Source organism: Janthinobacterium sp. SUN176 (assembly GCF_030587335.1).
Classification (GTDB): Bacteria; Pseudomonadota; Gammaproteobacteria; order Burkholderiales; family Burkholderiaceae_D; genus Janthinobacterium; species Janthinobacterium kumbetense.
On the sequence record NZ_JAPWIA010000001.1, the window covers coordinates 4,163,278 to 4,184,928 of the forward strand.

At 62.9% G+C, this 21,651-nt stretch carries 20 protein-coding genes; 10 read left to right on the plus strand and 10 right to left on the minus strand.

What is annotated here, in order from left to right:
• Positions 1 to 183 precede the first annotated feature (183 nt).
• A complete protein-coding gene (locus O3299_RS18815; protein ID WP_034778821.1) occupies positions 184 to 1,101 on the plus strand; it encodes a LysR family transcriptional regulator in 918 nt (305 codons plus the stop codon).
• A gap of 14 nt (positions 1,102 to 1,115) precedes the next feature.
• Here O3299_RS18815 and rsmA read toward each other — a convergent pair whose 3' ends face one another.
• The 4 genes from rsmA to O3299_RS18835 form a co-directional block, all read right to left on the minus strand.
• On the minus strand, positions 1,116 to 1,895 hold the full coding sequence (rsmA, locus tag O3299_RS18820) for a 16S rRNA (adenine(1518)-N(6)/adenine(1519)-N(6))-dimethyltransferase RsmA (protein ID WP_076573213.1): 780 nt from the start codon (positions 1,893 to 1,895) through the stop codon (positions 1,116 to 1,118).
• A 51-nt stretch (positions 1,896 to 1,946) separates the two neighbouring features.
• Positions 1,947 to 2,996 carry a 4-hydroxythreonine-4-phosphate dehydrogenase PdxA gene (pdxA, locus tag O3299_RS18825; protein WP_289900628.1) on the minus strand — a complete coding sequence of 350 codons (1,050 nt, stop codon included), beginning with the start codon at positions 2,994 to 2,996 and terminating at the stop codon, positions 1,947 to 1,949.
• Between the two features lie 19 nt (positions 2,997 to 3,015).
• A complete protein-coding gene (locus O3299_RS18830) occupies positions 3,016 to 4,404 on the minus strand; it encodes a peptidylprolyl isomerase (RefSeq protein ID WP_305062898.1) in 1,389 nt (462 codons plus the stop codon).
• Between the two features lie 103 nt (positions 4,405 to 4,507).
• Positions 4,508 to 6,754, minus strand: coding sequence for an LPS-assembly protein LptD (locus O3299_RS18835; RefSeq protein WP_251351310.1), 2,247 nt, complete (start codon positions 6,752 to 6,754; stop codon positions 4,508 to 4,510).
• A 99-nt stretch (positions 6,755 to 6,853) separates the two neighbouring features.
• On the opposite strand from O3299_RS18835, the gene O3299_RS18840 reads away from it, so the two are divergent.
• The 5 genes from O3299_RS18840 to O3299_RS18860 all read left to right on the plus strand — a co-directional run bounded on the left by O3299_RS18840 (position 6,854) and on the right by O3299_RS18860 (position 12,246).
• Positions 6,854 to 7,921, plus strand: a complete 1,068-nt coding sequence (locus O3299_RS18840) for an aminoglycoside phosphotransferase family protein (protein WP_289912725.1) — start codon at positions 6,854 to 6,856, stop codon at positions 7,919 to 7,921.
• Positions 7,922 to 7,983: 62 nt separating this feature from the next.
• Positions 7,984 to 8,703 (plus strand): N-acetylmuramate alpha-1-phosphate uridylyltransferase MurU, encoded by a 720-nt coding sequence (gene murU, locus O3299_RS18845; protein ID WP_289907286.1) that lies wholly within the window; start codon positions 7,984 to 7,986, stop codon positions 8,701 to 8,703.
• Positions 8,703 to 10,025, plus strand: coding sequence for an aminopeptidase P N-terminal domain-containing protein (locus O3299_RS18850; RefSeq protein WP_305054262.1), 1,323 nt, complete (start codon positions 8,703 to 8,705; stop codon positions 10,023 to 10,025). The genes murU and O3299_RS18850 overlap by 1 nt, the downstream gene beginning before the upstream one ends.
• Before the next feature lie 9 nt (positions 10,026 to 10,034).
• Positions 10,035 to 11,177, plus strand: coding sequence for an FAD-dependent monooxygenase (locus O3299_RS18855; RefSeq protein ID WP_305062899.1), 1,143 nt, complete (start codon positions 10,035 to 10,037; stop codon positions 11,175 to 11,177).
• Positions 11,178 to 11,292: 115 nt separating this feature from the next.
• Positions 11,293 to 12,246 carry a sensor domain-containing diguanylate cyclase gene (locus O3299_RS18860; RefSeq protein WP_305054209.1) on the plus strand — a complete coding sequence of 318 codons (954 nt, stop codon included), beginning with the start codon at positions 11,293 to 11,295 and terminating at the stop codon, positions 12,244 to 12,246.
• A gap of 45 nt (positions 12,247 to 12,291) precedes the next feature.
• Here O3299_RS18860 and O3299_RS18865 read toward each other — a convergent pair whose 3' ends face one another.
• Genes O3299_RS18865 through O3299_RS18875 form a run of 3 tightly spaced genes read right to left on the minus strand, consistent with a single transcriptional unit; the run spans position 12,292 to position 15,220 of the window.
• Positions 12,292 to 13,746: an NAD(P)(+) transhydrogenase (Re/Si-specific) subunit beta gene (locus O3299_RS18865; RefSeq protein WP_099666245.1), complete on the minus strand. Its 1,455-nt coding sequence runs from the start codon at positions 13,744 to 13,746 to the stop codon at positions 12,292 to 12,294.
• 8 nt (positions 13,747 to 13,754) lie between these two features.
• Positions 13,755 to 14,069: an NAD(P) transhydrogenase subunit alpha gene (locus O3299_RS18870; RefSeq protein WP_034778841.1), complete on the minus strand. Its 315-nt coding sequence runs from the start codon at positions 14,067 to 14,069 to the stop codon at positions 13,755 to 13,757.
• 38 nt (positions 14,070 to 14,107) lie between these two features.
• Positions 14,108 to 15,220 carry a Re/Si-specific NAD(P)(+) transhydrogenase subunit alpha gene (locus tag O3299_RS18875; protein WP_099389220.1) on the minus strand — a complete coding sequence of 371 codons (1,113 nt, stop codon included), beginning with the start codon at positions 15,218 to 15,220 and terminating at the stop codon, positions 14,108 to 14,110.
• Between the two features lie 412 nt (positions 15,221 to 15,632).
• Here O3299_RS18875 and O3299_RS18880 point away from each other — a divergent pair, with 412 nt between their 5' ends.
• Together O3299_RS18880 and mnmA are read left to right on the plus strand one after the other, a co-directional pair.
• Positions 15,633 to 16,112 (plus strand): NUDIX hydrolase, encoded by a 480-nt coding sequence (locus O3299_RS18880; protein ID WP_010401817.1) that lies wholly within the window; start codon positions 15,633 to 15,635, stop codon positions 16,110 to 16,112.
• A 41-nt stretch (positions 16,113 to 16,153) separates the two neighbouring features.
• Complete coding sequence (gene mnmA / locus O3299_RS18885) at positions 16,154 to 17,275, plus strand: tRNA 2-thiouridine(34) synthase MnmA (protein ID WP_289907283.1); 1,122 nt, start codon at positions 16,154 to 16,156, stop codon at positions 17,273 to 17,275.
• Here mnmA and O3299_RS18890 read toward each other — a convergent pair.
• The 3 genes from O3299_RS18890 to O3299_RS18900 all read right to left on the minus strand — a co-directional run bounded on the left by O3299_RS18890 (position 17,272) and on the right by O3299_RS18900 (position 19,246).
• A complete protein-coding gene (locus O3299_RS18890) occupies positions 17,272 to 17,679 on the minus strand; it encodes a response regulator (RefSeq protein WP_034779039.1) in 408 nt (135 codons plus the stop codon). The genes mnmA and O3299_RS18890 overlap by 4 nt on opposite strands.
• A 50-nt stretch (positions 17,680 to 17,729) precedes the next feature.
• Positions 17,730 to 18,503 (minus strand): 5'-3' exonuclease H3TH domain-containing protein, encoded by a 774-nt coding sequence (locus tag O3299_RS18895; RefSeq protein WP_034778849.1) that lies wholly within the window; start codon positions 18,501 to 18,503, stop codon positions 17,730 to 17,732.
• 71 nt (positions 18,504 to 18,574) lie between these two features.
• Positions 18,575 to 19,246, minus strand: coding sequence for a glutathione S-transferase (locus O3299_RS18900; RefSeq protein ID WP_305062900.1), 672 nt, complete (start codon positions 19,244 to 19,246; stop codon positions 18,575 to 18,577).
• Between the two features lie 163 nt (positions 19,247 to 19,409).
• On the opposite strand from O3299_RS18900, the gene O3299_RS18905 reads away from it, so the two are divergent.
• Positions 19,410 to 20,462 carry a YjgN family protein gene (locus O3299_RS18905; RefSeq protein WP_305062901.1) on the plus strand — a complete coding sequence of 351 codons (1,053 nt, stop codon included), beginning with the start codon at positions 19,410 to 19,412 and terminating at the stop codon, positions 20,460 to 20,462.
• Between the two features lies 1 nt (position 20,463).
• Positions 20,464 to 21,477, plus strand: a complete 1,014-nt coding sequence (locus O3299_RS18910; RefSeq protein ID WP_305062902.1) for a M48 family metallopeptidase — start codon at positions 20,464 to 20,466, stop codon at positions 21,475 to 21,477.
• Positions 21,478 to 21,651 lie beyond the last annotated feature (174 nt).

The window sequence follows — 21,651 nt, forward strand, 5'->3', positions numbered from 1 at the left end:
TATTTTATTGATGCGTCCCTTGCCTGGCGCACCGCCGCAAGTGCCGGCGCCGCATTCCAGGCTCTTCTCCCGAATATTGTTGCATTCAAGACAAGTAAAGACCAGTCCAGAATATGGTAAATTGCGGGATAAGAAAATTTGTTTATTTTTATAAATCCATTACTTTTTCTAATAAGCAAAACCATGCATGAGTTGAGCAAGAAGATTTCCTTACGACATTTACAAGCGTTTGCCACCTTAGCCCGGGTAAACAGCTTCAGCAAGGCTGCACAGGAATTGTGCGTGACCCAGCCGGCCCTCAGCGCGTCGATCAAGCTGCTGGAAAATCAACTGGGAAAAAAGTTGTTTAACCGCACAACCCACCAGCTGGAACTGACGCGCGAAGGCAAGCTGGCGCTCGATTACGCCACGCATTTATTGAATACGGCGAGCAATACCTTTGCCGACATCCAGCGCGCCATCGGCAGCGGCCGCCACCGCATCCGCATCGGCGCCATCCCCTCGGCCATGGCGATGACGGCTGTGGTGGTGGCGCGCTACTGCGAGCAACATGGCGATGAAGTGGAAATCGTCCTGTCGGACATGCCCAACGATGGCTTGCTGCACGCGCTGCATTCGGGCCAGCTGGACTTTTGCGTGGGCATCGAGGTGCCCGGCTCCGTGTCGCTGGAAAGCGTGGGCCTGTTCGAGGACGAGCTGGTGCTGGTGACGGCGGGACGCCATGCGCTGGCGCCGCTCAAGGAAGTGCGCTGGGAACAGTTGGCGGGCCAGGAAATCGTCGTATTTACCAAGGGCAGCATCTGGGAGTTCGCCTCGAGCGCCCTGCGCCAGCATGGCTTGAGCCCGTCGAGCCTGTACCAGATGATCCACAGCGAGTCGCTGTATGGCGTAGTGCGCGCCGGCATCGCCGTGGGCATCATGCCCAGCCTGTACACGACCTTCCTCAATGACGAGGACTTGCACGTGGCGCCGTTGCGCCAGCCCACCTGCAAGCGCAAGATCGCCTTGATGCGGCGCAATGAAATCAGCCGCAACCACCATGTCGATGACTGCTTTTCAGCGTTGCGGCAAGATCTGCAACAGGTCGACCAGTGGTTTTGAGTTAAACCGGGGGCTTAGGCCGGCGCCTTCAGCAAGTTCGCCAAAGCAACATATTGCTCCAGGCCCACGGTTTCCGGACGCAGGGTCGGGTCGATGCCGGCCGCCTTGATCTGCTCTTCCGTAAACATCCCGGCCAGGCAGTTGCGGATCACCTTGCGGCGCTGCGAGAAGGCCTTCATGACCACCGCTTCCAGGGTCGCCTGGTCGCACGCCAGGCGCTCGGCCACGGGGATCATGCGCACGATGGCCGATTCCACTTTCGGCGGCGGGTCGAAGGCCGTCGGCGGCACGATGAACAGCAGCGACATGTCATAGCGCCATTGCAGCATCACGGACAAGCGGCCATACGCCTTGCTGCCCGGCTCGGCGACCATGCGCTCGACGACTTCCTTTTGCAGCATGAAATGCTGGTCCTGCACCAGCGGCGCGAAGTCCGCCAGGTGGAACAGCAGCGGGCTGGAGATGTTGTACGGCAAGTTGCCCACGATACGCAGCTTCTGGCCGGCCGGCACGGGAATTTGCGCGAAATCAAACTTCAGCGCATCGCCCGAGTGGATCGTCAGCTTGGCCGGATTGAAGGTCTTTTCCAGGCGCACGATCAGGTCGCGGTCCAGCTCGACCACATGCATCTGTTTCAAATGGCGCAGCAGCTGCTCCGTCATGGCGCCCAGGCCGGGACCGATCTCGACCATGGCATCGTCCGCCTGCGGCGCGATGGCGGCCGTGATGTCGTCGAGGACGAAGCGGTCATGCAGGAAGTTCTGGCCAAAGCGTTTGCGGGCAACGTGTTTCATATTCTGTTTTTCTATTCTAGAGGCGGTGTAGCGGGGTAAAACCGGGGGCGGTCAGGCGCGGGTGCTGGCGCGCAGCATGGCGAGCGCCGTTTGCAGGGCTTGCTCCATGCTGTGGCAATCGGCCAGCCCCAGCCCTTGCGCGGCCAGGTCCAGCGCCGTGCCGTGGTCGACCGAGGTGCGGATCAGCGGCAAGCCCAGCGTGACATTGATGCCGCGCCCGAAGGTCGCGTATTTCAGCACGGGCAAGCCCTGGTCGTGGTACATGGCCAGCACGCAATCGGCATCGGCCAGGTATTTGTGCTGGAACAAGGTGTCGGCAGGATACGGTCCGCGCGCATCGATGCCGCGCGCTTGCGCCGCGGCAATCGCCGGAGCGATGACATCGATTTCCTCGCGTCCCAGGTAGCCGCCCTCGCCCGCGTGCGGGTTCAGGCCGGTCACCAGGATGCGCGGCGCGGCGATGCCGAATTTCTGTTGCAGGTCGCGCTGGATAATGTCCAGGGTGACGGCCAGGCTGTCCAGCGTGATGGCGGCGGACACGTCCTTCAAGGGCAGATGCGTGGTGGCCAGCGCCACGCGCAGGGCCGGTTCGCCATGGCCGGGTTCGCCGGCCAGCATCATCACCACCTGCGGCGTATCGGTTTTTTCTGCCAGGTATTCCGTATGGCCGGAAAAAGCCACGCCGGCGTCGTTGATCGTGCTCTTTTGCAAGGGTGCCGTGACCATGGCGCCAAACCAGCCGGCCTGTATACCTTCCACGGCCGCGTCCAGGGTGGCGAGCACGGAGCGCCCGTTTTCCTTGTCCAGCACGCCGGGGATGACATTGTTGACGGTGGGAATATCGATCACGGCCAGGCGGCCCGGTCCGAACTGGGGCAGGCCGCTGTTGCGCACGGCTTGCAGCGACAGCGCCGCCAGGCGGATATCCGGGTCGATCAGGCTGGCCGTCAGCGCCAGGAAGGCGGCGTCGCCCAGCAGGATGCAGTTGACTTCATTGCGCATGGCCCAGGCCGCGCGTATGGAGATTTCCGGGCCGACACCGGCCGGTTCGCCACAAGTGATGGCGATGGCCGGGCGGCGTGCAAGGGGCAAGTTACTCATGCGCAATGAATCAGCAGCATTACTGGTCGTCCGCGCGGAATTCGACGTAGGCACGGTCGCGCACTTCGCGCGCCCAGTTTTCCGTCGCTTCTTCCAGCTTGCGTTCGCGCAAGGCATTGCGTGCGGCGGCGCGCTGTTTCTCTTTCGAGACGTCATCGCTCTTGCGTTCCAGCACTTCGATCAGGTGGAAGCCAAAGCTCGATTCGATCGGCTGGCTCACTTCGCCCGGTTTCAGCGCATTCATCGCCGTTTCAAATTCCGGCACGGTGTCGCCTGGATACAGCCAGCCCAGGTCGCCGCCCTTGGCCGCGGAACCGTCGTTCGAGAACAAGCGGGCCAGGTCTTCGAACTTGGCGGCCTTGTTATCGAGACGCTCTTTCAATTCCAGCAATTTGCGCTTGGCTTCGGCAGCCGACAAGGTCGGGGTTACTTTCAGCAAGATATGGCGGGCATGCGTCTGCTGCACGGCAGCGACGGCTTGCGCTTCGGCCGCGCTGCGGCGGTCCACCAGCTTGAGGATATGGAAACCGGTGTTGCTCTTGATGATAGGCGTGATCTGGCCCGGCTTCAGTTTCAGCAACTGTTCCGTGAACAGGGGCGGCACGCGGTCGCTATGGCGCCAGCCGATATCGCCGCCGCTCAGCGCATCGCTGGCGTCGGAATAGGTGGCGGCCATCTTGGCGAAATCGGCGCCCGTGCGCAGCTGGCGGCTGACTTCTTCGGCGCGCGCGCGGCGCGCGGCGATCTGTTCGGGGCTGGAATTTTCCGGAATACGCACGAGAATCTGCGCCAGGTTCAGTTCCACCTGTTCGCTGGCGGCCGCTTTTTCCGCTTCCAGGAAGTTATCCACTTCGGAATCGGAAATCTGGATCTTGGCATCGACTTCATGCTCGCGCAGACGCTGCATGATGATTTCATCGCGGATTTGTTCGCGGAAAGTCGCAAACGGCGTGCCTTCCTTTTCCATCTGGTTGCGCAGTTCCTGTACCGTCATTTTTTGCTGTTCAGCAATACGGCTAATCGCGCGGTCCAGGGTCAGGTCATCCACGCGCACGCCCATTTCCTTGGCCAGCTGCATTTGGGCGCGTTCAACAATCATGCGCTCCAGCAATTGACGACGCAGGTCGGCAGGATCGGGCAAGGGCACGTTCTGCGCCTTCATGCGCTGCTCCACGCTCGTGATGCGGGCCGCCACTTCATTACGCGTAATCACCTCGTCATTGACGACGACGGCGATGGAGTCGATGGTCTGGCCACTGCTCGAGGCCGGCGGCGTGAACCCCTTGGCCGGTGCCGCGGCGGCGGGCTTGGCGACAGGCGCTGACGCAGCCTGTTGCGCCCAGACACTACTGGTCGTGGCGCCGGAAATGGCGCACAACAAAACCGTTGCAATTTTGAGTTGGTGCATACTGGCATTACGCATAATGTGTAGAGCGCTCATGAGTTCAGGTGAATAAAAAAACCGGTTTGTGCCAGCGCCGGGAACACCGGCGGCGGCAACGGTGCCTATCTTAACGGAGTGGCTGGCTCAGTGTCTGGTAACCAGGGATGGTTTTTGTAAAAGTTTCCAGGCCATTCGCGCCCAGACCCAGGCCATTCGACAAGCCCGTCAATTCCAGCTGGAAGAAGATCGGCGTCGAAACGGTATTGGACGTCGTCACGAAACGCTGCGCGCCCATGCGGAACACCCAGCAATCGCCCTTGTATTCCAGGCCGACCAGGCTTTCCAGCATGCTGCGGTTCTTCAAGGAGTAACTGATGCGGCCCACGCCATACAGGCGGTCCGTCAACGGCCATTGCGTCGATACTTCCGCATTGCGCCAACCGGCATCCCCACGCTGGAAACGATTGCTGAAATTCAATACTTTCTTGGCACCTGGCTGATATTGCAAGGTGTAGTTGTAGTTCATCAACTGGCGATCGCTGGGATTGTACTGCACCAGGCTGTCGGCGGTCCAAGTCTCGGACACGCGGCCCGTCGCGGCCAGCAGGATGTCCGAACGCGACTGGTTGACGGGCGTGGTCGAATTGAGTTGCACGCGCTGGTCGGCAAAATAGAAACGCTGGCCGAAGGTCAGGCGCATGCGTTCCGTACCGTCCGCCTGCAGGAAGCGCGATACCAGGGCGGCCGTGACCTGGTTGGCGTCGCCGATGCGGTCGCTGCCGACAAACCGGTTTTCCGTGAAGATTTGCGTCAGGTTGAAGGTGCCGTCGGCCGTATCGAATTTCGGGAACTGCGACTGGTCGCGGTACGGCGTATAGACATAGAACAGGCGCGGTTCCAGAGTTTGCGTGCCGCCCTTGGCGCCAAACAGATTTGTGTCGCGTTCGAACACCAGGCCGCTGTCGACCGAGAAAGTGGGCACGGCGCGCGTAAACGAGGTCGTATTGAACAGCAGCGCCTTGGTTCTGGCATCGTTATCAAGCTGATATGCGCTGGCATTGAGCATCAGCTTGGGCGTGACGAAGTAGCCAGGGCGCACGATGGGGAAACTCACCTGCGGCACGGCCACGAGGCGCGACCCTTGCACCTGGGTCGGATGAGCGAAACGCGTCGCTTCCGCGTCGAAGGTCCAGTCGAAGCCGCCCCAGACGTCATATTTGCCAGCGTGGAAGTTCACCGCCGGCAAGCGGTCATACGGGCGCGGCACGGTCGCCGTGGGATCGGGATCCTGCAGCACCTGGTAATTCTGCACGCGCGCCGTCAGGCTCCAGTCCTCGGTGCGGTAATCGGTGCGCAATTCGCGCAGCAACTGGCGCTCGGTGGCGGTGGCGACGGTTTTCGAAAAATCGTTCGGGTAATTATTGTCGGACGCCTCGCGCAAATCCCAGCTGTAACTCCAGCCCTTGGCCAGCGCCTGCTCATGCTTGGACTTGATCATGTAGCGGTTGGTCTTGGTTTGCTTGTCGTTAGGCAAGAATTCAAACGATGTTTCGCCCTGGTACAGGCCGGCATCCGTCTCGCCCATGTAGCGGCCCGTCGCACCGAGCTGGATGCCGCGCCGCTGGATGTAGCGCGGGTACAGGGTCAGGTCGCGGTTCGGCGCAATGTTCAGGTAGTACGGCATCAGCAGCTCGAAACCGTTCTTCGAGGCAAAGCCCGGCGTGGGCGCCAGCCAGCCCGAGCGGCGCGCGCCCGACAGCGAAAACGAGATGCCCGGCGTGCCCAGGATCGGCACGTCCTTGAAATAGATGATGGTCTTGCTGCCGGTACCCACGTCGCGGCCCGTATCGAGGTTCAAGGTGCTCGATTTCAGGTACCAGTCCGGATTCGGCCCTTCGCAGGTACTGTAGGTACCGTCGATGACATTGGCTTCATCGGGGTTGATGAAGTCGACGCGCTCGGCCTTGCCCTGGCCGCCGCCCACTTCGAAGCGGTATGTCGGGTTGAGCAGGAAACCCTTGCCGGTCTCCATGTTCAGCTTCAGGACGTCGCCCGTGTAGTAATCGCCGAAACGCCACATCTTGATATGGCCCTCGGCGTCGAACTCATCTTCAACTTGTTTGTAACAAGCTGTATCGGCCGTCATTTTTGTGGTTTTTCCGCGCTCAATCACGACATTCTGATCGAGATTGAGCTCCCTTTCGGGGCGTCCCTTCATGCTGTTCGCCGTCATGACGGTGGGCGCGTCGGGATCTTCCACATGAACCGGACGCGGCGCTTTCTGGGCGTGGACAGGCACCGTCGTGGCGGCGACGAGCGCGCTGATGGCGAAAGCCCAGCGCTGCGAAGGGGGGGAGGCCGAAAACCAGCTCATGAATTGGAAGGGGCAAGCACCATTGACAGGCGATTTTTTGATTTGAATCCCTTATTATATGGGAATCTGCACCATCAACCCGATTCCACAGGCCGCTTAATGTCATTCTCCCCCAATTCCCCTGCCGCGCCGGCCTCCGCCGACGCTCGCCTGACCCTGTTGAAAGCCTGGTTGGCCCCGCTGAACCTCGTTGCGCCCGATTCCGCCCGCCCCGCTTCCAGCGATGCGAGCTTCCGCCGCTACTACCGTCTCGATGTGCTGCCAGGCAATACAACATTGCCAGGAAGTACATTGATTGCCATGGATGCGCCGCCCGAGCGCGAAAACGTGCCCGCCTTCGTCAAGGTGGCCGGCTTGCTGAAAGGCGCCGGCGTGTCCGTGCCCGAGATCATCGCGCAAGACCTGGAGAATGGCTTCCTGCTGCTCTCCGACCTGGGCACGACCACCTACCTCGACGCCCTGAACCACGACAATGCCAGCGTGCTGTACGCGGAAGCGCTCGAGTCGCTGATGAAAATCCAGCTGGCCAGCCAGCCGGACGTCTTGCCCGAATTCGACCGCGCCTTCATCCTGCGCGAAATGAATTTGTTCCCGGAATGGTTTATTGGCAAGCACCTGGGCGCCACCTTGACGGATGTGCAACAAACCCAGCTGGACAAGGTCTTCGAAGCCATCACGGCGAATATCTTGTCGCAGCAGCAAGTGTTCATGCACCGCGACTACCATTCGCGCAATTTGATGCACATCAACGATGGTTCGATTCCCAATCCCGGCATCCTCGATTTCCAGGACGCCGTCTTCGGCCCCGTCACCTACGACATCGCCTCGCTGCTGCGCGATGCGTATCTCCAGTGGGATGAAGAACTGGTGCTCGACTGGGTGATCCGCTACTGGCAGCGCGCCAAGCAGCTGGGCTTGCCAGTCAATCCCGACATCGACGCCTTCTACCGCGATTTCGAATTCACGGCCCTGCAGCGCCACCTGAAAATCCTCGGCCTGTTCGCGCGCCTGAATTACCGCGACGGCAAGGATCTGTACATGGGCGACCTGCCAACCGTGCTCGATTACGTGCGCAAGACGGCCAACCGCTATACGGAACTCAAGCCGCTGGTGCGTCTGCTCGATGCATTGGAAAACAAGACCCCGCAAGTCGGCTATACATTCTAGGCACCTTCCCGCTGCGCGGCATGCCCGCGCAGCCGACTTACCGATACAGAAAACGACTACCCATGAAAGCCATGATCTTTGCCGCAGGCCGCGGTGAACGGATGCGTCCGCTTACCGATACCTGTCCCAAACCGCTGCTGAAAGTGCGCGGCCGTCCACTGATCGTCTGGCATGTGCTGAACCTGGTGCGCGCCGGCATCACGGACATCGTCATCAACCATTCCCACCTGGGCCACCAGATCGAGGAAACCCTGGGCGATGGCAGCGCGTATGGCGCGCGCATCGCGTATTCGCCCGAGAGCACGCCGCTGGAAACGGCGGGCGGCATCGCCCAGGCGCGCCACCTGCTGGGCGAGGAGCCATTCCTCGCCATTTCCGGCGACATCTATTGCCCCTACTTTGATTTCACGCAAGTACTCGACGTGCTGGCCGACAAGGACGTGCTGGGCACGCCGTATCCGGCCGACCAGCGCGACATCGCCTGGACGTACCTGGTGCCCAATCCCGACTTCCATCCCACAGGCGACTTCGGCCTGACCTTGTTCGCGATCAACAATACGGACGACACCAAGTGGACCTTCGCCAATATCGGCGTGTACCGTCCCGAGATGTTCGACGGCATCGCGCCCGGCAGCCACGCCAAACTGGGCGATTTGCTGCGCCAGTACGCGGACCAGGGCCGCGTGGGCGGCGAAGTCTATCCGGGCGAATGGACGAATGTGGGCACGCCGGCACAGCTCGACGCCCTCAACGGCGTCACGGCCAAGGCCAGCGCAACATGATGGCCAACTACGCGGCACGGCGCGCGGCGCTGCTGGCGCAGATGCTGCCGGGCAGCGTGGCCATCCTCGCCACGGCGCCCGAAGTGCCGCGCAACAGCGATTGCGATTATCCGTACCGCCACGACAGCTATTTCTATTACCTGAGCGGCTTTACGGAGCCCGACAGCGCCGTGGCCCTCGTGGCCGCCAGCGCCACGGCGCCGGCGCGCGCCATCCTGTTTTGCCGCGCCAAGAATACGGAGCGCGAAATCTGGGACGGTTTCCGCCACGGCCCCGAGGCGGCGCGCGCCAGCTTCGGCTTCGACGCCGCCTTCCCCATCGAGGAACTCGACGTGGAAATGACGCGCCTGCTGGCCGACGTCCCCGCCATTTACTATGCGCTGGGCGGCAGCCTCGATGCGCAGGTCAAGGTCTGGCGGCACAACGTGCGGCAAAAGGCCCGCAGCGGCGTCACGGCGCCCGCCATCGCGCATGACATCCATGGCATGCTCGACGCCATGCGCCTGCTGAAAGACACGCAGGAACAGCAGTTGATGCGCCGCGCGGCCGCCATTTCCAGCGCGGCCCACGCGCGCGCCATGCGCGCCACACGGCCCGGCATGCACGAATACGCGCTGGAAGCGGAGCTGCTGTACGAATTCCGGCGCAGCGGCGCGCAATTCCCCGCGTATTCCTCCATCGTGGCCGGCGGCGACAACGCCTGCATCCTGCATTACAGCGCCAACAACGCGGTATTACAGGACGGCGAGCTGGTACTGATCGACGCCGGCTGCGAACTCGATGGCTACGCCTCCGACATCACGCGCACCTGGCCCGTCAACGGCCGTTTCAGCGGCCCGCAGCGGGCCCTGTATGAACTGGTGCTGGCCGCGCAACAGGCGTCGCTGGACATGGTGCGCCCCGGCTTGCCGCACAGCGCCATCCACGAGGCGGCCGTGCAGGTACTGGCGCAAGGCATGCTGGACCTGGGTTTGCTGGACCGGCAGAAAAGCGGCAGCGCGCAGGACGTCATCGCCGACAAGGCTTATATGCCCTTCTACATGCACGGCACCAGCCACTGGCTGGGCATGGACGTGCACGACGTGGGGGCCTACCGCGACACGGACGCGCCCGGCAAGCCATGGCGCCCGCTCGAAGTGGGCATGGTGCTGACGGTGGAACCGGGCATCTATGTGCGTCCCGGCGCGGGCGTGCCGGAGCAGTTCTGGCATACCGGCATCCGCATCGAAGACGATGTGCTGGTCACGCCGCAAGGCCACGAAGTCTTCAGCACGGCGCCCAAGGGTGTCGCTGAAATCGAACAACTGATGTCACAGGATTAACGCCGCCGCATGCATACACCGTCCACTTTCGATCTCGCCATCTGCGGCGCCGGCCCCGTCGGCATGGCGCTGGCCGCCCTGCTGGTGCAGCGGGGCTGCCGCGCCGCCGGCATCGCCATGCTCGACGCCAAATCCCTCGACCAAGCCAGGCGCGACCCGCGCACCATCGCCCTGTCGCACGGCAGCCGCCAGATTCTCGAGGAAGCGGGCGCCTGGCCCGTGGCGGCGACCCCGATTCACCAGATCCACGTTTCGCGCCGCGGCAAGTTCGGGCGCAGCCTGATGGACCGCGGCGAGCATGGCGTCGAGGCGCTCGGCTATGTGGCCCGTTACGGCGCCGTCGTCAGCGCGCTGGCCGACGTGTGCGAACGCCTGGGCGTGGCCAGTTTGCGCCCGGCCCTGGTGACGGGCAGCGTGGAAGACGCCGATGGCGTCAGCGTGCAGCTGGAACGGGAGGGCGCCGCCTCGAGCTTGCGCGCCAGCCTGCTGGTGCAGGCCGAGGGCGGCCTGTTCGGCCAGCAGCCGGAACGCGCCGTCAGCCGCGATTATGGTCAAAGCGCCATCATTGCCCGCGTGCGCACCAGCGATCCCGTCGCCCACCGCGCGTACGAGCGCTTCACCGACGAAGGGCCGCTGGCCCTGCTGCCGCAGGACGACGGCTACGCGCTGGTCTGGTGCGTGCCGCCCACGCGCGCGGAACAGTTGCTGGCGCTCGACGAGGCAGCCTTCCTGGCGCGCCTGGGCGCCGCCTTCGGCAGCCGCCTGGGGCGGTTTACCCACACGACGCCGCGCCTGGCCTATCCGCTGGGTCTGAACGCGCAGGCGGGCGGCACGGCGCGCACGGTCGCCATCGGTAATGCGGCGCAAACCCTGCATCCGGTCGCGGGACAAGGCCTGAACCTGGGCTTGCGCGACGCCGCCGTGCTGGCCCGCGTGCTGGCGCAGGACAGCAGCCCGGCCGGGCTGGAACGCTACGCCAGCCTGCGCCAGGCAGACCGGGGGCTGACCGTGCGCGTCACCGACACCATGGCGCGCATCTTCACGGGCAGCGCGCCCACGCAAGGCTTGCTGGGCCTGTCGCTGGGCCTGCTGGACGCATTTCCCCCTGCGCGCAAGACGCTGGCCGAGCTGATGATGTACGGCCGCCGCTGAGTCTTAGCAATAAGGAAAGGGCACGGGCGAAAAAGAAACAGGCGGGCGATCCGGCATGGAGTAAACGGCCCGCGGATGCGACAATGGCTGTCACCTGGCTTTTGGCGACCGTTCCATGACAGATGCATTGCCCGCAGCACCGCCTGCCGCTCTTCCCGAAGTCCTCTTTTCCCGCCTGCTGGAAGACGCCCTCGACGCCGTCATCATCATCGACGAGCATTGCCGCATCCGCTATATCAATGGCGCCATGCAAACGCTGTCGGGCTATGCCAGCGGGGAATTGCTGGGCCAGACCCTGAACGGCCTGCTGCCCGACGCCGTCGGCGCGCAGCATGACAACCATGTGCTCAACTACATCCGCAGCTCGCGCACCTCCAGCGTGCTGGGCAAGATACGCGAATTCGCCATCCGCCACCGCGACACGCAAATGATCCCCATCGAAATGAAGGCGATGGACCTGGGCGTGGTCGACGGCATGCGCTATTTCGGCGCCTTCTTGCTCGACGTGCGCGAACGGCGCGAACTGGCGGCGAAAAACGCCAGCCTGCTGGCGCAGCTGGAACAGCAGGCGCTGCACGATGCGCTGACGTCGCTGCCGAACCGGCGCGCCTATGAAGCGCAAGCCGAGCAGGCGATGGCGCGCGCGGCGCGCAGCGGCGCCGCCCTGAGCGTGGGCGTGGCCGACCTCGACCACTTCAAGAAGATCAACGACCGCTATGGCCATGCCGTGGGCGACGCCGTGCTGCGCACGGTGGCGCAGGCGCTGCGCGACACGGGACGCATCACCGATGTGGCGGCGCGCCTCGGCGGCGAGGAGTTCGGCCTGCTGTTCCCCGACGCCAGCCTGCAGCAGGCACACCAGGTGGCCGAACGCATCCGCGCAGCCGTGGCGGCGGCGGTCACCGTGCTGCCCGACGGTTCCCCGCTGCACGTCACCATCAGCATCGGCGTGGCGCCGCTGGTGCAAGGCGCCAGCCTGGATGCGGCCATGTCGGATGCCGACAAGGCCCTGTATGTCGCCAAGCACCAGGGACGCAACCATGTCGTCGCGGCAGCGGCCGGCCAATAAAAACGGCCCGCGCAAGGCGGGCCGCTCCTCCTGCACCGGTAGACTTTACTCGATTGCCTTCACCATATCCTCGATCACCTTCTTGGCGTCGCCAAACACCATCATCGTGTTCGCCTGATAGAACAAATCGTTGTCCAGGCCCGCATAGCCGGATGCCATCGAGCGCTTGTTGACGATGATGCTCTTGGCCTTGTAGGCTTCCAGGATCGGCATGCCGGCGATCGACGATTTCGGGTCTTTCGCCGCGGGGTTGACCACGTCGTTCGCACCCAGCACCAGCACCACGTCCGTCTGGCCGAATTCGCCGTTGATGTCTTCCATCTCGAAGACCTGGTCGTACGGCACTTCCGCCTCGGCCAGCAGCACGTTCATGTGGCCCGGCATGCGCCCCGCCACCGGGTGAATCGCATACTTGACGGTGACGCCCTTGTGCGTGAGCTTTTCCACCAGCTCTTTCAGCGAGTGCTGCGCGCGCGCCACGGCCAGGCCGTAGCCGGGCACGATGATGACGGTTTCCGCATTGCCCATGATGAAGGCGGCGTCGTCGGCCGAACCGGATTTCACGGGACGCTGTTCCTGCGCGCCCGCCACGCCGGCGGCCGGCGCATCGCCGCCGAAGCCGCCGAGGATGACGTTGAAGAACGAGCGGTTCATGGCCTTGCACATGATGTACGACAGGATCGCGCCGGACGAGCCGACGAGCGAACCGGCGATGATCAGCATCGAGTTATTCAGCGAAAAACCGATGCCGGCCGCGGCCCAGCCCGAGTAGCTGTTGAGCATGGATACCACCACCGGCATGTCGGCGCCGCCGATGGGGATGATGATCAGCACGCCCAGCGCAAAGGCGATGACGGCCATGACGATGAACGGCGTCCAGGCCGGCTCGGCGCCGTCGGCAAAGCAGAACACCAGGCCCAGCGCGATCATCACCAGCGCCAGCACCAGGTTGAGCATGTGCTGGCCCTTGAAGCTGACGGGCGCGCCCTGGAACAGGCGAAACTTGTATTTGCCCGACAGCTTGCCGAAGGCGATCACCGAACCGGAGAAGGTGATGGCGCCGACAAAGGTGCCGATGAACAGCTCGAAGCGGTTACCGATGGGCAGCGCCTCGCCCTGTTTGGCGATATTGAAGGCCCATGGCTCGGAGACGGCCGCCACGGCGATGCACACGGCCGCCAGGCCGATCAGCGAATGCATGGCCGCCACCAGTTCCGGCATCTTCGTCATTTCCACGGTTTTCGCCAGGTAGGCGCCGATGGCGCCGCCCGTGACGATGCCGATGATGACGAGGGTCAGGCCCATGCCGCCCGCTTGCTGCTCCTTCAGTTTCAGGATCAGCGCCACGGTGGTGACGGCGGCAATGGCCATGCCGCTCATGCCGAAGGCATTGCCGCGGCGCGCCGTCGAGGGCGACGACAGGCCTTTCAAGGCCTGGATGAAGCACACCGAGGCGATCAGGTACATCATCGTCACCAGGTTCAGGGTGACGAAGCTCATGGCGTGACTCATTCTTTTGCTCCTTGCTTGGCTTTCGGTTCTTTTTTACGGAACATCTCGAGCATGCGCTGCGTGACGAGGAAGCCGCCAAACACGTTGACGGCGGCCAGGGCCACGGCCAGGGTGCCGGCCGCCTGCGCCAGCGGGCCTTGCGTCAGGCCGGCCGCCAGCATGGCGCCGACGATGATGATGGCGGAAATGGCATTGGTGACGGCCATCAGCGGCGTATGCAATGCCGGCGTGACGGTCCAGACGACGTGGTAGCCGACATAAATGGCCAGCACGAAGATGATCAGGTTAATGATGGTGTGACTGATTTCCATGATGTGGTTCTCTCCCGGTGCCGCGTTGTTTTTGTAACTTATTTACGTAAGATTTCGCTGCCCGCACACACCAGGCTGGCCTTGATGATTTCATCCTCGCGGTCGATCAGCAACTGGTCGTCCTTGTCGATGATGAGCTTCAAGAAGTCCAGCACGTTGCGCGCATACAGGGCGGAAGCGTCGGCCGCCACCAGGGTCGCCAGATTCGGTTCGCCCACGATGTAGACGCCGTGCTTGAGCACCGTCTTGCCCAGTTCCGAGAGCGGGCAGTTGCCGCCCTGCTCCACGGCCAGGTCGACGATGACGGAACCGGGTTTCATGGCCTTCACCGTTTCTTCGGAAATGAGCACGGGCGCGGCGCGGCCGGGGATCAGCGCCGTGGTGATGATGATGTCGGCCAGTTTCGCCCGTTCGTGCACCAGTTCGGCCTGGCGGCGCATCCAGTCGGCCGGCATGGCGCGCGCATAGCCGCCCGAACCCTTGGCGATCTCTTTTTCTTCATCGGTGAGGAAAGGCACGTCGAGGAACTTGGCGCCCAGCGACTCCACTTGTTCCTTGACGGGCGGGCGCACGTCGGACGCTTCGATGACGGCGCCCAGGCGCTTGGCCGTGGCGATCGCCTGCAGCCCTGCCACGCCCACGCCCATGATCAGCACGCGGGCCGCCTTGACGGTGCCGGCCGCCGTCATCAGCATCGGCATGAAGCGCTGGTAAGTGTTGGCCGCCACCAGCACGGCCTTGTAGCCGGCGATGTTCGCCTGCGACGACAGCACGTCCATCGACTGCGCGCGCGTGATGCGCGGCACGGCTTCCAGGGCGAAGGCGGACAGGCCGGCCGTGGCCATGGCGGCGATATTGTCCGCGTCAAACGGGTTCAACATGCCGATCAGCACCGTACCGCTGGCCATCAGGGCCCGTTCATCGGCATCGGGCGCGCGCACCTTGAGCACGATGGCGCAGCCATAGGCTTCCTGGGCGGTGCCGATCTGCGCGCCGGCGGCGGCATACGCGTCGTCGGGAATCGATGCTTGCAGGCCCGCTCCCGATTGCACGACGATCTGATGTTTGGCTGCCAGCTTCTTGACTGTCTCGGGCGTTGCTGCCACCCGTGTTTCACCAGGCCGTGTTTCGGCCGGTATGCCTATCCTCATGATGCCTCCGCTAATTGATAAACTGACTAGAATCTAACACGGAAAGCAGCGCGTTAAACGTTTGTGAACCAGCAACTTTTAGTCGTACGACACTAATTTCACCAGCATCCCACGATTCGTTTCACCATGCGGCGCGGCGCCCATATTGTGGGAAAGGTGTGTCAATCTCACCACAGTCGAGCGTGCGTGCGCGCTTGTTTTGGCCACAGGGAAAGCCTATATTAGCGGGCGTTTCCTGCCATCTTGGCGACTAAGCCCCCATGCTAGTGCGCTCCCCGGGAAAGACGTAAGTACCTCCCACCGCTATTTGCTAAAACGTTGTCATTTATCAATATGTCCGCGCAACAGAAGGCCGGGTTCAAACCGCGCGCGCAGAACAAGATAAAATGTCGGCTCTTTCAAGGATGGAATCATGCCGAGAATCTGGAAACCCTCTGTCACCGTTGCCGCCATCGTCGAGCGCGACGGCCTGTTTTTACTGATTGAAGAAGAGACCAGCGAAGGCATCAAGCTCAACCAGCCGGCCGGTCACCTCGACCCGTTCGAGTCGCTGGAACAGGCGGTGATCCGCGAAACGCTGGAAGAAGCGGCCTACGATTTCATCCCCACGGCACTGGTCGGCATGTACATGTCGCGCTATCAGTCACTGCGCACGGGCGAGGACGTGACCTATTTGCGCTTCACCTTTTGCGGCACGGCCGGCGCCGAGCATGACCGCCCGCTGGACGAAGGCATCATCCGCACCCTGTGGATGACGCGCGACGAGCTGGCGGCGTGCCAGGAACGCCACCGCAGCCCGCTGGTGCTGCAGTGCGTGGACGAATACCTGGCTGGCCGGCGCGCGCCGCTGGCCCTGCTGCACACGCATGCGTCCGTTTTCAATAGCGCATAGCAACACGCATTGCCATATTATTAAAGTAACTGGAAAGCAAGATGAGCAAGAAGAAAGTCGTTATCGGCATGTCGGGCGGGGTCGATTCCTCGGTCGCGGCATGGATGCTGAAGGAACAAGGCTATGAAGTCATCGGCCTGTTCATGAAAAACTGGGAAGATGACGACGATTCGGAATACTGCTCCACGCGCCAGGACTGGATCGACGCGGCCAGCGTGGCCGACGTCATCGGCGTCGATATCGAAGCCGTCAATTTCGCCTCCGAATACAAGGACCGCGTGTTCGCCGATTTTTTGCGCGAATACCAGGCCGGCCGCACGCCGAACCCGGACGTGCTGTGCAACGCCGAAATCAAGTTCAAGGCCTTCCTCGACCACGCCATGACCCTGGGCGCCGACCTGATCGCCACCGGCCACTATGCGCGCGTGCGCCAGGCGCCGACCGATGCGGGCCGCTACGAGCTGCTGAAAGCCGTCGACGCCAGCAAGGATCAAAGCTACTTCCTGCACCGTTTGAACCAGGCGCAGCTGTCCAAGACCTTGTTCCCGCTCGGTGAAATTCCGAAGACGCAAGTGCGCCAGATCGCCGAGAAACTGGCCCTGCCGAACGCGCAAAAGAAGGATTCGACGGGCATCTGCTTCATCGGCGAACGCCCGTTCCGCGAATTCTTGAACCGCTACCTGTCGTACAAGCCGGGCCCCATGAAGACGGCCGACGGCAAGACCGTGGGCGAACACGTGGGACTGAGTTTTTATACGCTGGGCCAGCGCAAGGGCATCGGCATCGGCGGCGTGAAGTCGTACCAGAACGCGGACGGCAGCAGCGATGCCTGGTATGTGGCGCGCAAGGATATCGCCAACAACACCCTGTGGGTGGTGCAGGGCCATGACCACCCGTGGCTGCTGTCGCCATCCCTGACGGCCGACCAGGCCAGCTGGGTGGCAGGCAGCGCGCCGCAGGCAGGCGCCTTGAGCGCCAAGACCCGCTACCGCCAGGCCGACGTGGCTTGCCAGCTGCTGCCGGACGGGAATGAACTGTTCAGCCTGGCGTTTGACCAGGCGCAATGGGCCGTCACGCCCGGCCAGTCGGCCGTGCTGTATGACGGCGACGTCTGCCTCGGCGGCGGCATCATCGCCAGCGCCACGGGTTTGGCTGGCAGCTAGGAATTGCCTTGCGCGGCGGCGGCCAGGGCTTGCTGCTTGCGCACCATGGCAATGACGGTATTGCGCACGGTTTTCAGGACCGTGTCGGCCATGAACGGTTTCACGATGAAGCCCGACACGCCCATGGCGTGGGCCGCCTGCAGCGAGGCGGCGTCGATGCCGCCCGAAACCATGAAAATGAGCGTCTTCGGATACTGGGCACGGATGGTCTGCACTACATTGCTCCCGTCTTCCACCTGCTCGCGCGCGATGCACACGAAATGCGGGTGGTGCTTGACCAGCAGCGCCAGCCCCAGCGCGCTGGTATGCGTCTGCCCGCAGACATCGTAGCCGCCATCGGTCAGGACCGTGTTCAGCAGGCCGCGCGCCACGGCGCTGCTATCGATCAGGACTGTCTTTAACATCATGATTACTTTCCTTGCTTGATTTATTCCGTGTTCTGGCCAAAAGAGCTCTATTTTTCCCACACGAGCTTGTTCCAGGTCACGCCTAACGTGACATCCGTTTTCAGCGCCACTAACTTTCTTGAAAGATACAGTATTTCCCGCTCTTTTCGCAGGCTTTCGCCCAGCGCGCCGGGCAAAATGCCCGCGCCGGCCATCACGGCATCGATATTGCCGTAGGCGCGCAACAGTTTCGCGCCCGTCTTCAGGCCGATCTTCGACACGCCGGGGATACTGTCGGTGACGTCGCCCATCAGCGCCAGCAGGTCGGGCAGCAGTTCCGGCGGCACGCCGAACTTTTTCTCGACCCAGGCGTGGTCGTGCCAGACGCCCTTGAAATGGTCCCACACGAGTGCGCCGTGGGCGATCAAGCCGTGCAAATCCTTGTCGGTGGTGGCGATGACGGCCGCGCCGCGCCCCTCGTGCAGCCAGCGCATGACGGCCGTACCGATCACGTCGTCGGCCTCGACCTCGGGAATGCTGACCACGTGCATGCCGAAGCTGGCCAGCGTGGCGTAAAAGCCGGGCAAGGCGTCGCGCAGCACCTGCGGCATGGGCTGGCGCCCCTCGCGGTAACCGGCATACAGGGCGTGGCGCCAGGTGGGGCCGCCAAAGTCGAAGGCCGGCAGGATATGCGTCGGCTCGTGGTCGTTGATGAGGGTGCGGAACGACGACAGCGCATGGCGCAGCGCGATCTCCGCCTTCAGGTCGGAATCGGGTTCAGGACTGGCTTCGTAGACGCGGCGTACGATATTCAAGCCGTCGATAGCGAGGAGTCTGGCCATGCGGTAAGTGGATACAGGTTGAATCGGGCATTTTACCGTATGGTTCCCCGCATATCGGCCTTGAATGCCGCTTATTTGACGAAATCGTAGGGCCCGCCTTTTTCCAGCGCGCGCTGGTAGGCCGGGCGTGCATGGATGCGCTGCAGGAAGGCCGTCAGCTTGGGCAGGCGCTCGTCGAGTCCGCCGCGCATGGCCGCCGCTTCCAGCGGAAAGCTCATCTGGATGTCGGCCGCCGTGAATTCATTGCCGGCAAACCATTTGTTTTTTTCCAGCTCCGCTTCCATGTAGGCCAGCTGGCTGTTGATATTGGGCATGATGAAGCTGCTCTTGACCTTGCTGGCGATGCCGCGCGCGATGGGTTTGACGAAAAACGGCATCGGCGACGACTCGACCTTGTCGAACACCAGCTTCAGCAGCAACGGCGGCATGGCCGAGCCTTCCGCGAAATGCAGCCAGTAGGTCCAGCGCAGCTTGTCCGGCGTGCCCGCCGCCGGGATCAATCGGCCATTGCCGTAGCGCTCGACCAGGTAGTCGATGATGGCGCCCGATTCGGCGATGGTGTTGGCGCCATCCGTGATCACGGGCGACTTGCCCAGCGGATGCACGGCCTTCAGCGAAGCGGGTGCCAGCATGGTCTTCGGGTCGCGCTGGTAGCGCTTGACCTCGTAGTCGAGGCCCAGTTCCTCGAGCAGCCAGAGCACGCGCTGCGAGCGCGAATTGTTCAAATGGTGGACGACGATCATGGTTTTCCCGGTAACAATGGTTGAGTTCCAGTATAGCCGGGGACGGCCGGATCGGGTCAGCGCAAGCGAATCGACGAAAATATTGCGAAAAACAGTATTTTCAATTGATAACTTTTCAATAATCCCTTATCTTGTTTTGTTTCCAATAAGTAAGGAAACCCCTGTGGATTTCGACGCAAACAACACTACTCCCCGACAAGAAGCCATCACCTTCAGTGCCACCGGCAGCGAATACTTCCGTATCTGGATCGTCAACCTGCTGCTGAGCATCGTCACCCTGGGCATTTATTCCGCCTGGGCCAAGGTGCGCCGTAACCGCTACTTTTATTCGAGCACCCACCTGGCGGGTGGCAGCTTCGAATACCACGGCAACGCCGTCGCCATCCTGAAAGGCCGCATCGCCGCCGTGGTGCTGATCGCCGGCTACAACATCGCCTTCCAGGTCTCGCCCATCGTGGGCTTGCTGATGTTCGTGCTGCTGGCCGCCATCCTGCCCTGGCTGGTCTGGAAAAGCCTGCAATTCAAGCTGTACAACACCAGCTACCGCGGCATCCGCTTCGGCTTTGGCGGCAGCGCCAAGGAAGCCTACAAGTACTTCCTGTGGCTGCCCATCCTGAATACCTTCACGGGCGGCCTGATGACGCCTTTCCTGCACCAGCGCCTGAAGCGCTTCCAGCACACGCAAAGCCGTTTCGGCGCCACCCATTTCAGCTTTGACGCCACGGTCGGCAGCTTCTACAAGACCTATTTGCTGTTCTTCGCGCTGCTGCTGGGCGGCTTGCTGGTCCTGATTTTCGTCGTCTTCGGCAGCGTGTTCGCCTCGTTTGCGGCCAATGCGAATGACAAGACCAAGGTTGGCAGCCTGCTGTTTGCCATCGGCGCCCTGTACCTGTGGGCGTTCACCGTGCTGCCGCTGTTCCTGACCATGATCCAGAACCTGATCTGGAACCACACGCGCCTGCAGCAGCACCAGTTCCAGTCGCAGCTGACGTGGGGCCGCACCACCTTCGTCATGCTGAGCAACCTGCTAGGCATCGTCGTCACCCTGGGCCTGTTTACGCCATTCGCCCACGTGCGCTGGCTGAAGTACCGCCTGGAAGCGACGTCCATGCTGGTGCACGGCAGCCTGGACGAATTCGTCGCCGCCACGGGCCAGCAAGTGTCGGCCACGGGCGAAGGCGTGGTCGACCTGCTGGACTTCGACCTGTCGCTGTAGCATGACGCTCGATCATGACGCGCCGGATGCGGCTCCCGTGCCCGCGCGCTATTTCGACGGCCAGACCTCGCGCCTGTACCACGTGATGCTCAGCGTGCGCGATGGCCAGGCCGTGCTGGCCGGCGACATCGAGCGCAGCTGCCCGCTGGGCGAACTGCACGTGTCCGAACGCAGCAGCCACGCCGTGCGCAAGGTCAGCTTTGCCGACGGCGCCTACCTGGAAATCGCCGACCAGGCAGCCTTCAACAGCCTGCTGCACGACACGGGCCACCGGGACGGCTGGGTGGTGCGGCTGCAGCAAAGCTGGCGCGGCGCCCTGCTGGCCACCGTGGCCACCATCGTGGCCCTGTGGCTCAGCTATCAATACCTGCTGCCGCTGGCGGCCAAGGGCATCGCGTATACCCTGCCGCAGTCGGTCGAACGGCAACTGGGCCAGGGCGTGCTCGACATGCTGGACCGCCATGTATTCGCGCCCAGCCAGCTCGATGGCGCGCGCCAGCAAGCCTTGCGCGCCCAGTTCGCGCGCCTGGCCACGCCCGGCGACAGCACGCCCGAGCACCGCATCGTGTTTCGCAAGAGCAAGATCGGCCCGAACGCGTTTGCCCTGCCGTCCGGCGACATCGTGCTGACCGACGAAATGATCGAACTGCTGCCGGACGACCAGGCCATCATGGGCGTGCTCGCGCATGAGCTGGGACATTTGCAGCAGCGCCACCTGACGCGGCGCATCATCCAGACCTCGGCCGTGGGCGCCGGCGCCGCGCTGCTGTTCGGCGACGTGTCGACGGTGGTGGCGACCCTGCCGCCGCTGCTGCTGGACTTGAAGTACTCGCGCGATGTCGAACGCGATGCGGACGACTACGCGATCGCCATGCTGCGCCAGAACGGCATCCCGCTGGAACACCTGGCGCAAGTGTTTGTCGCCCTGGGCAAGCTGGACCACGGCACGCCGTACCTGTCGAGCCATCCGGCCAGCGCCGAACGGGTCGAGCGCATCCGCGCCGCACAACGGTGAACACCTGACCAAACCTACTGCGCGTCGCGCTTTGCGGCCGGCGATGCTCACCGTACTAAAGTACGGTTGCGCTTCTCGGCCACAAATCGCTGCCGCTCGCTACGGTTTTGTCAGGTGTCGCACGTATGGATAGCGTCACTCTGACAGTACACTTTGCCAGTCAGCAAGATCTAC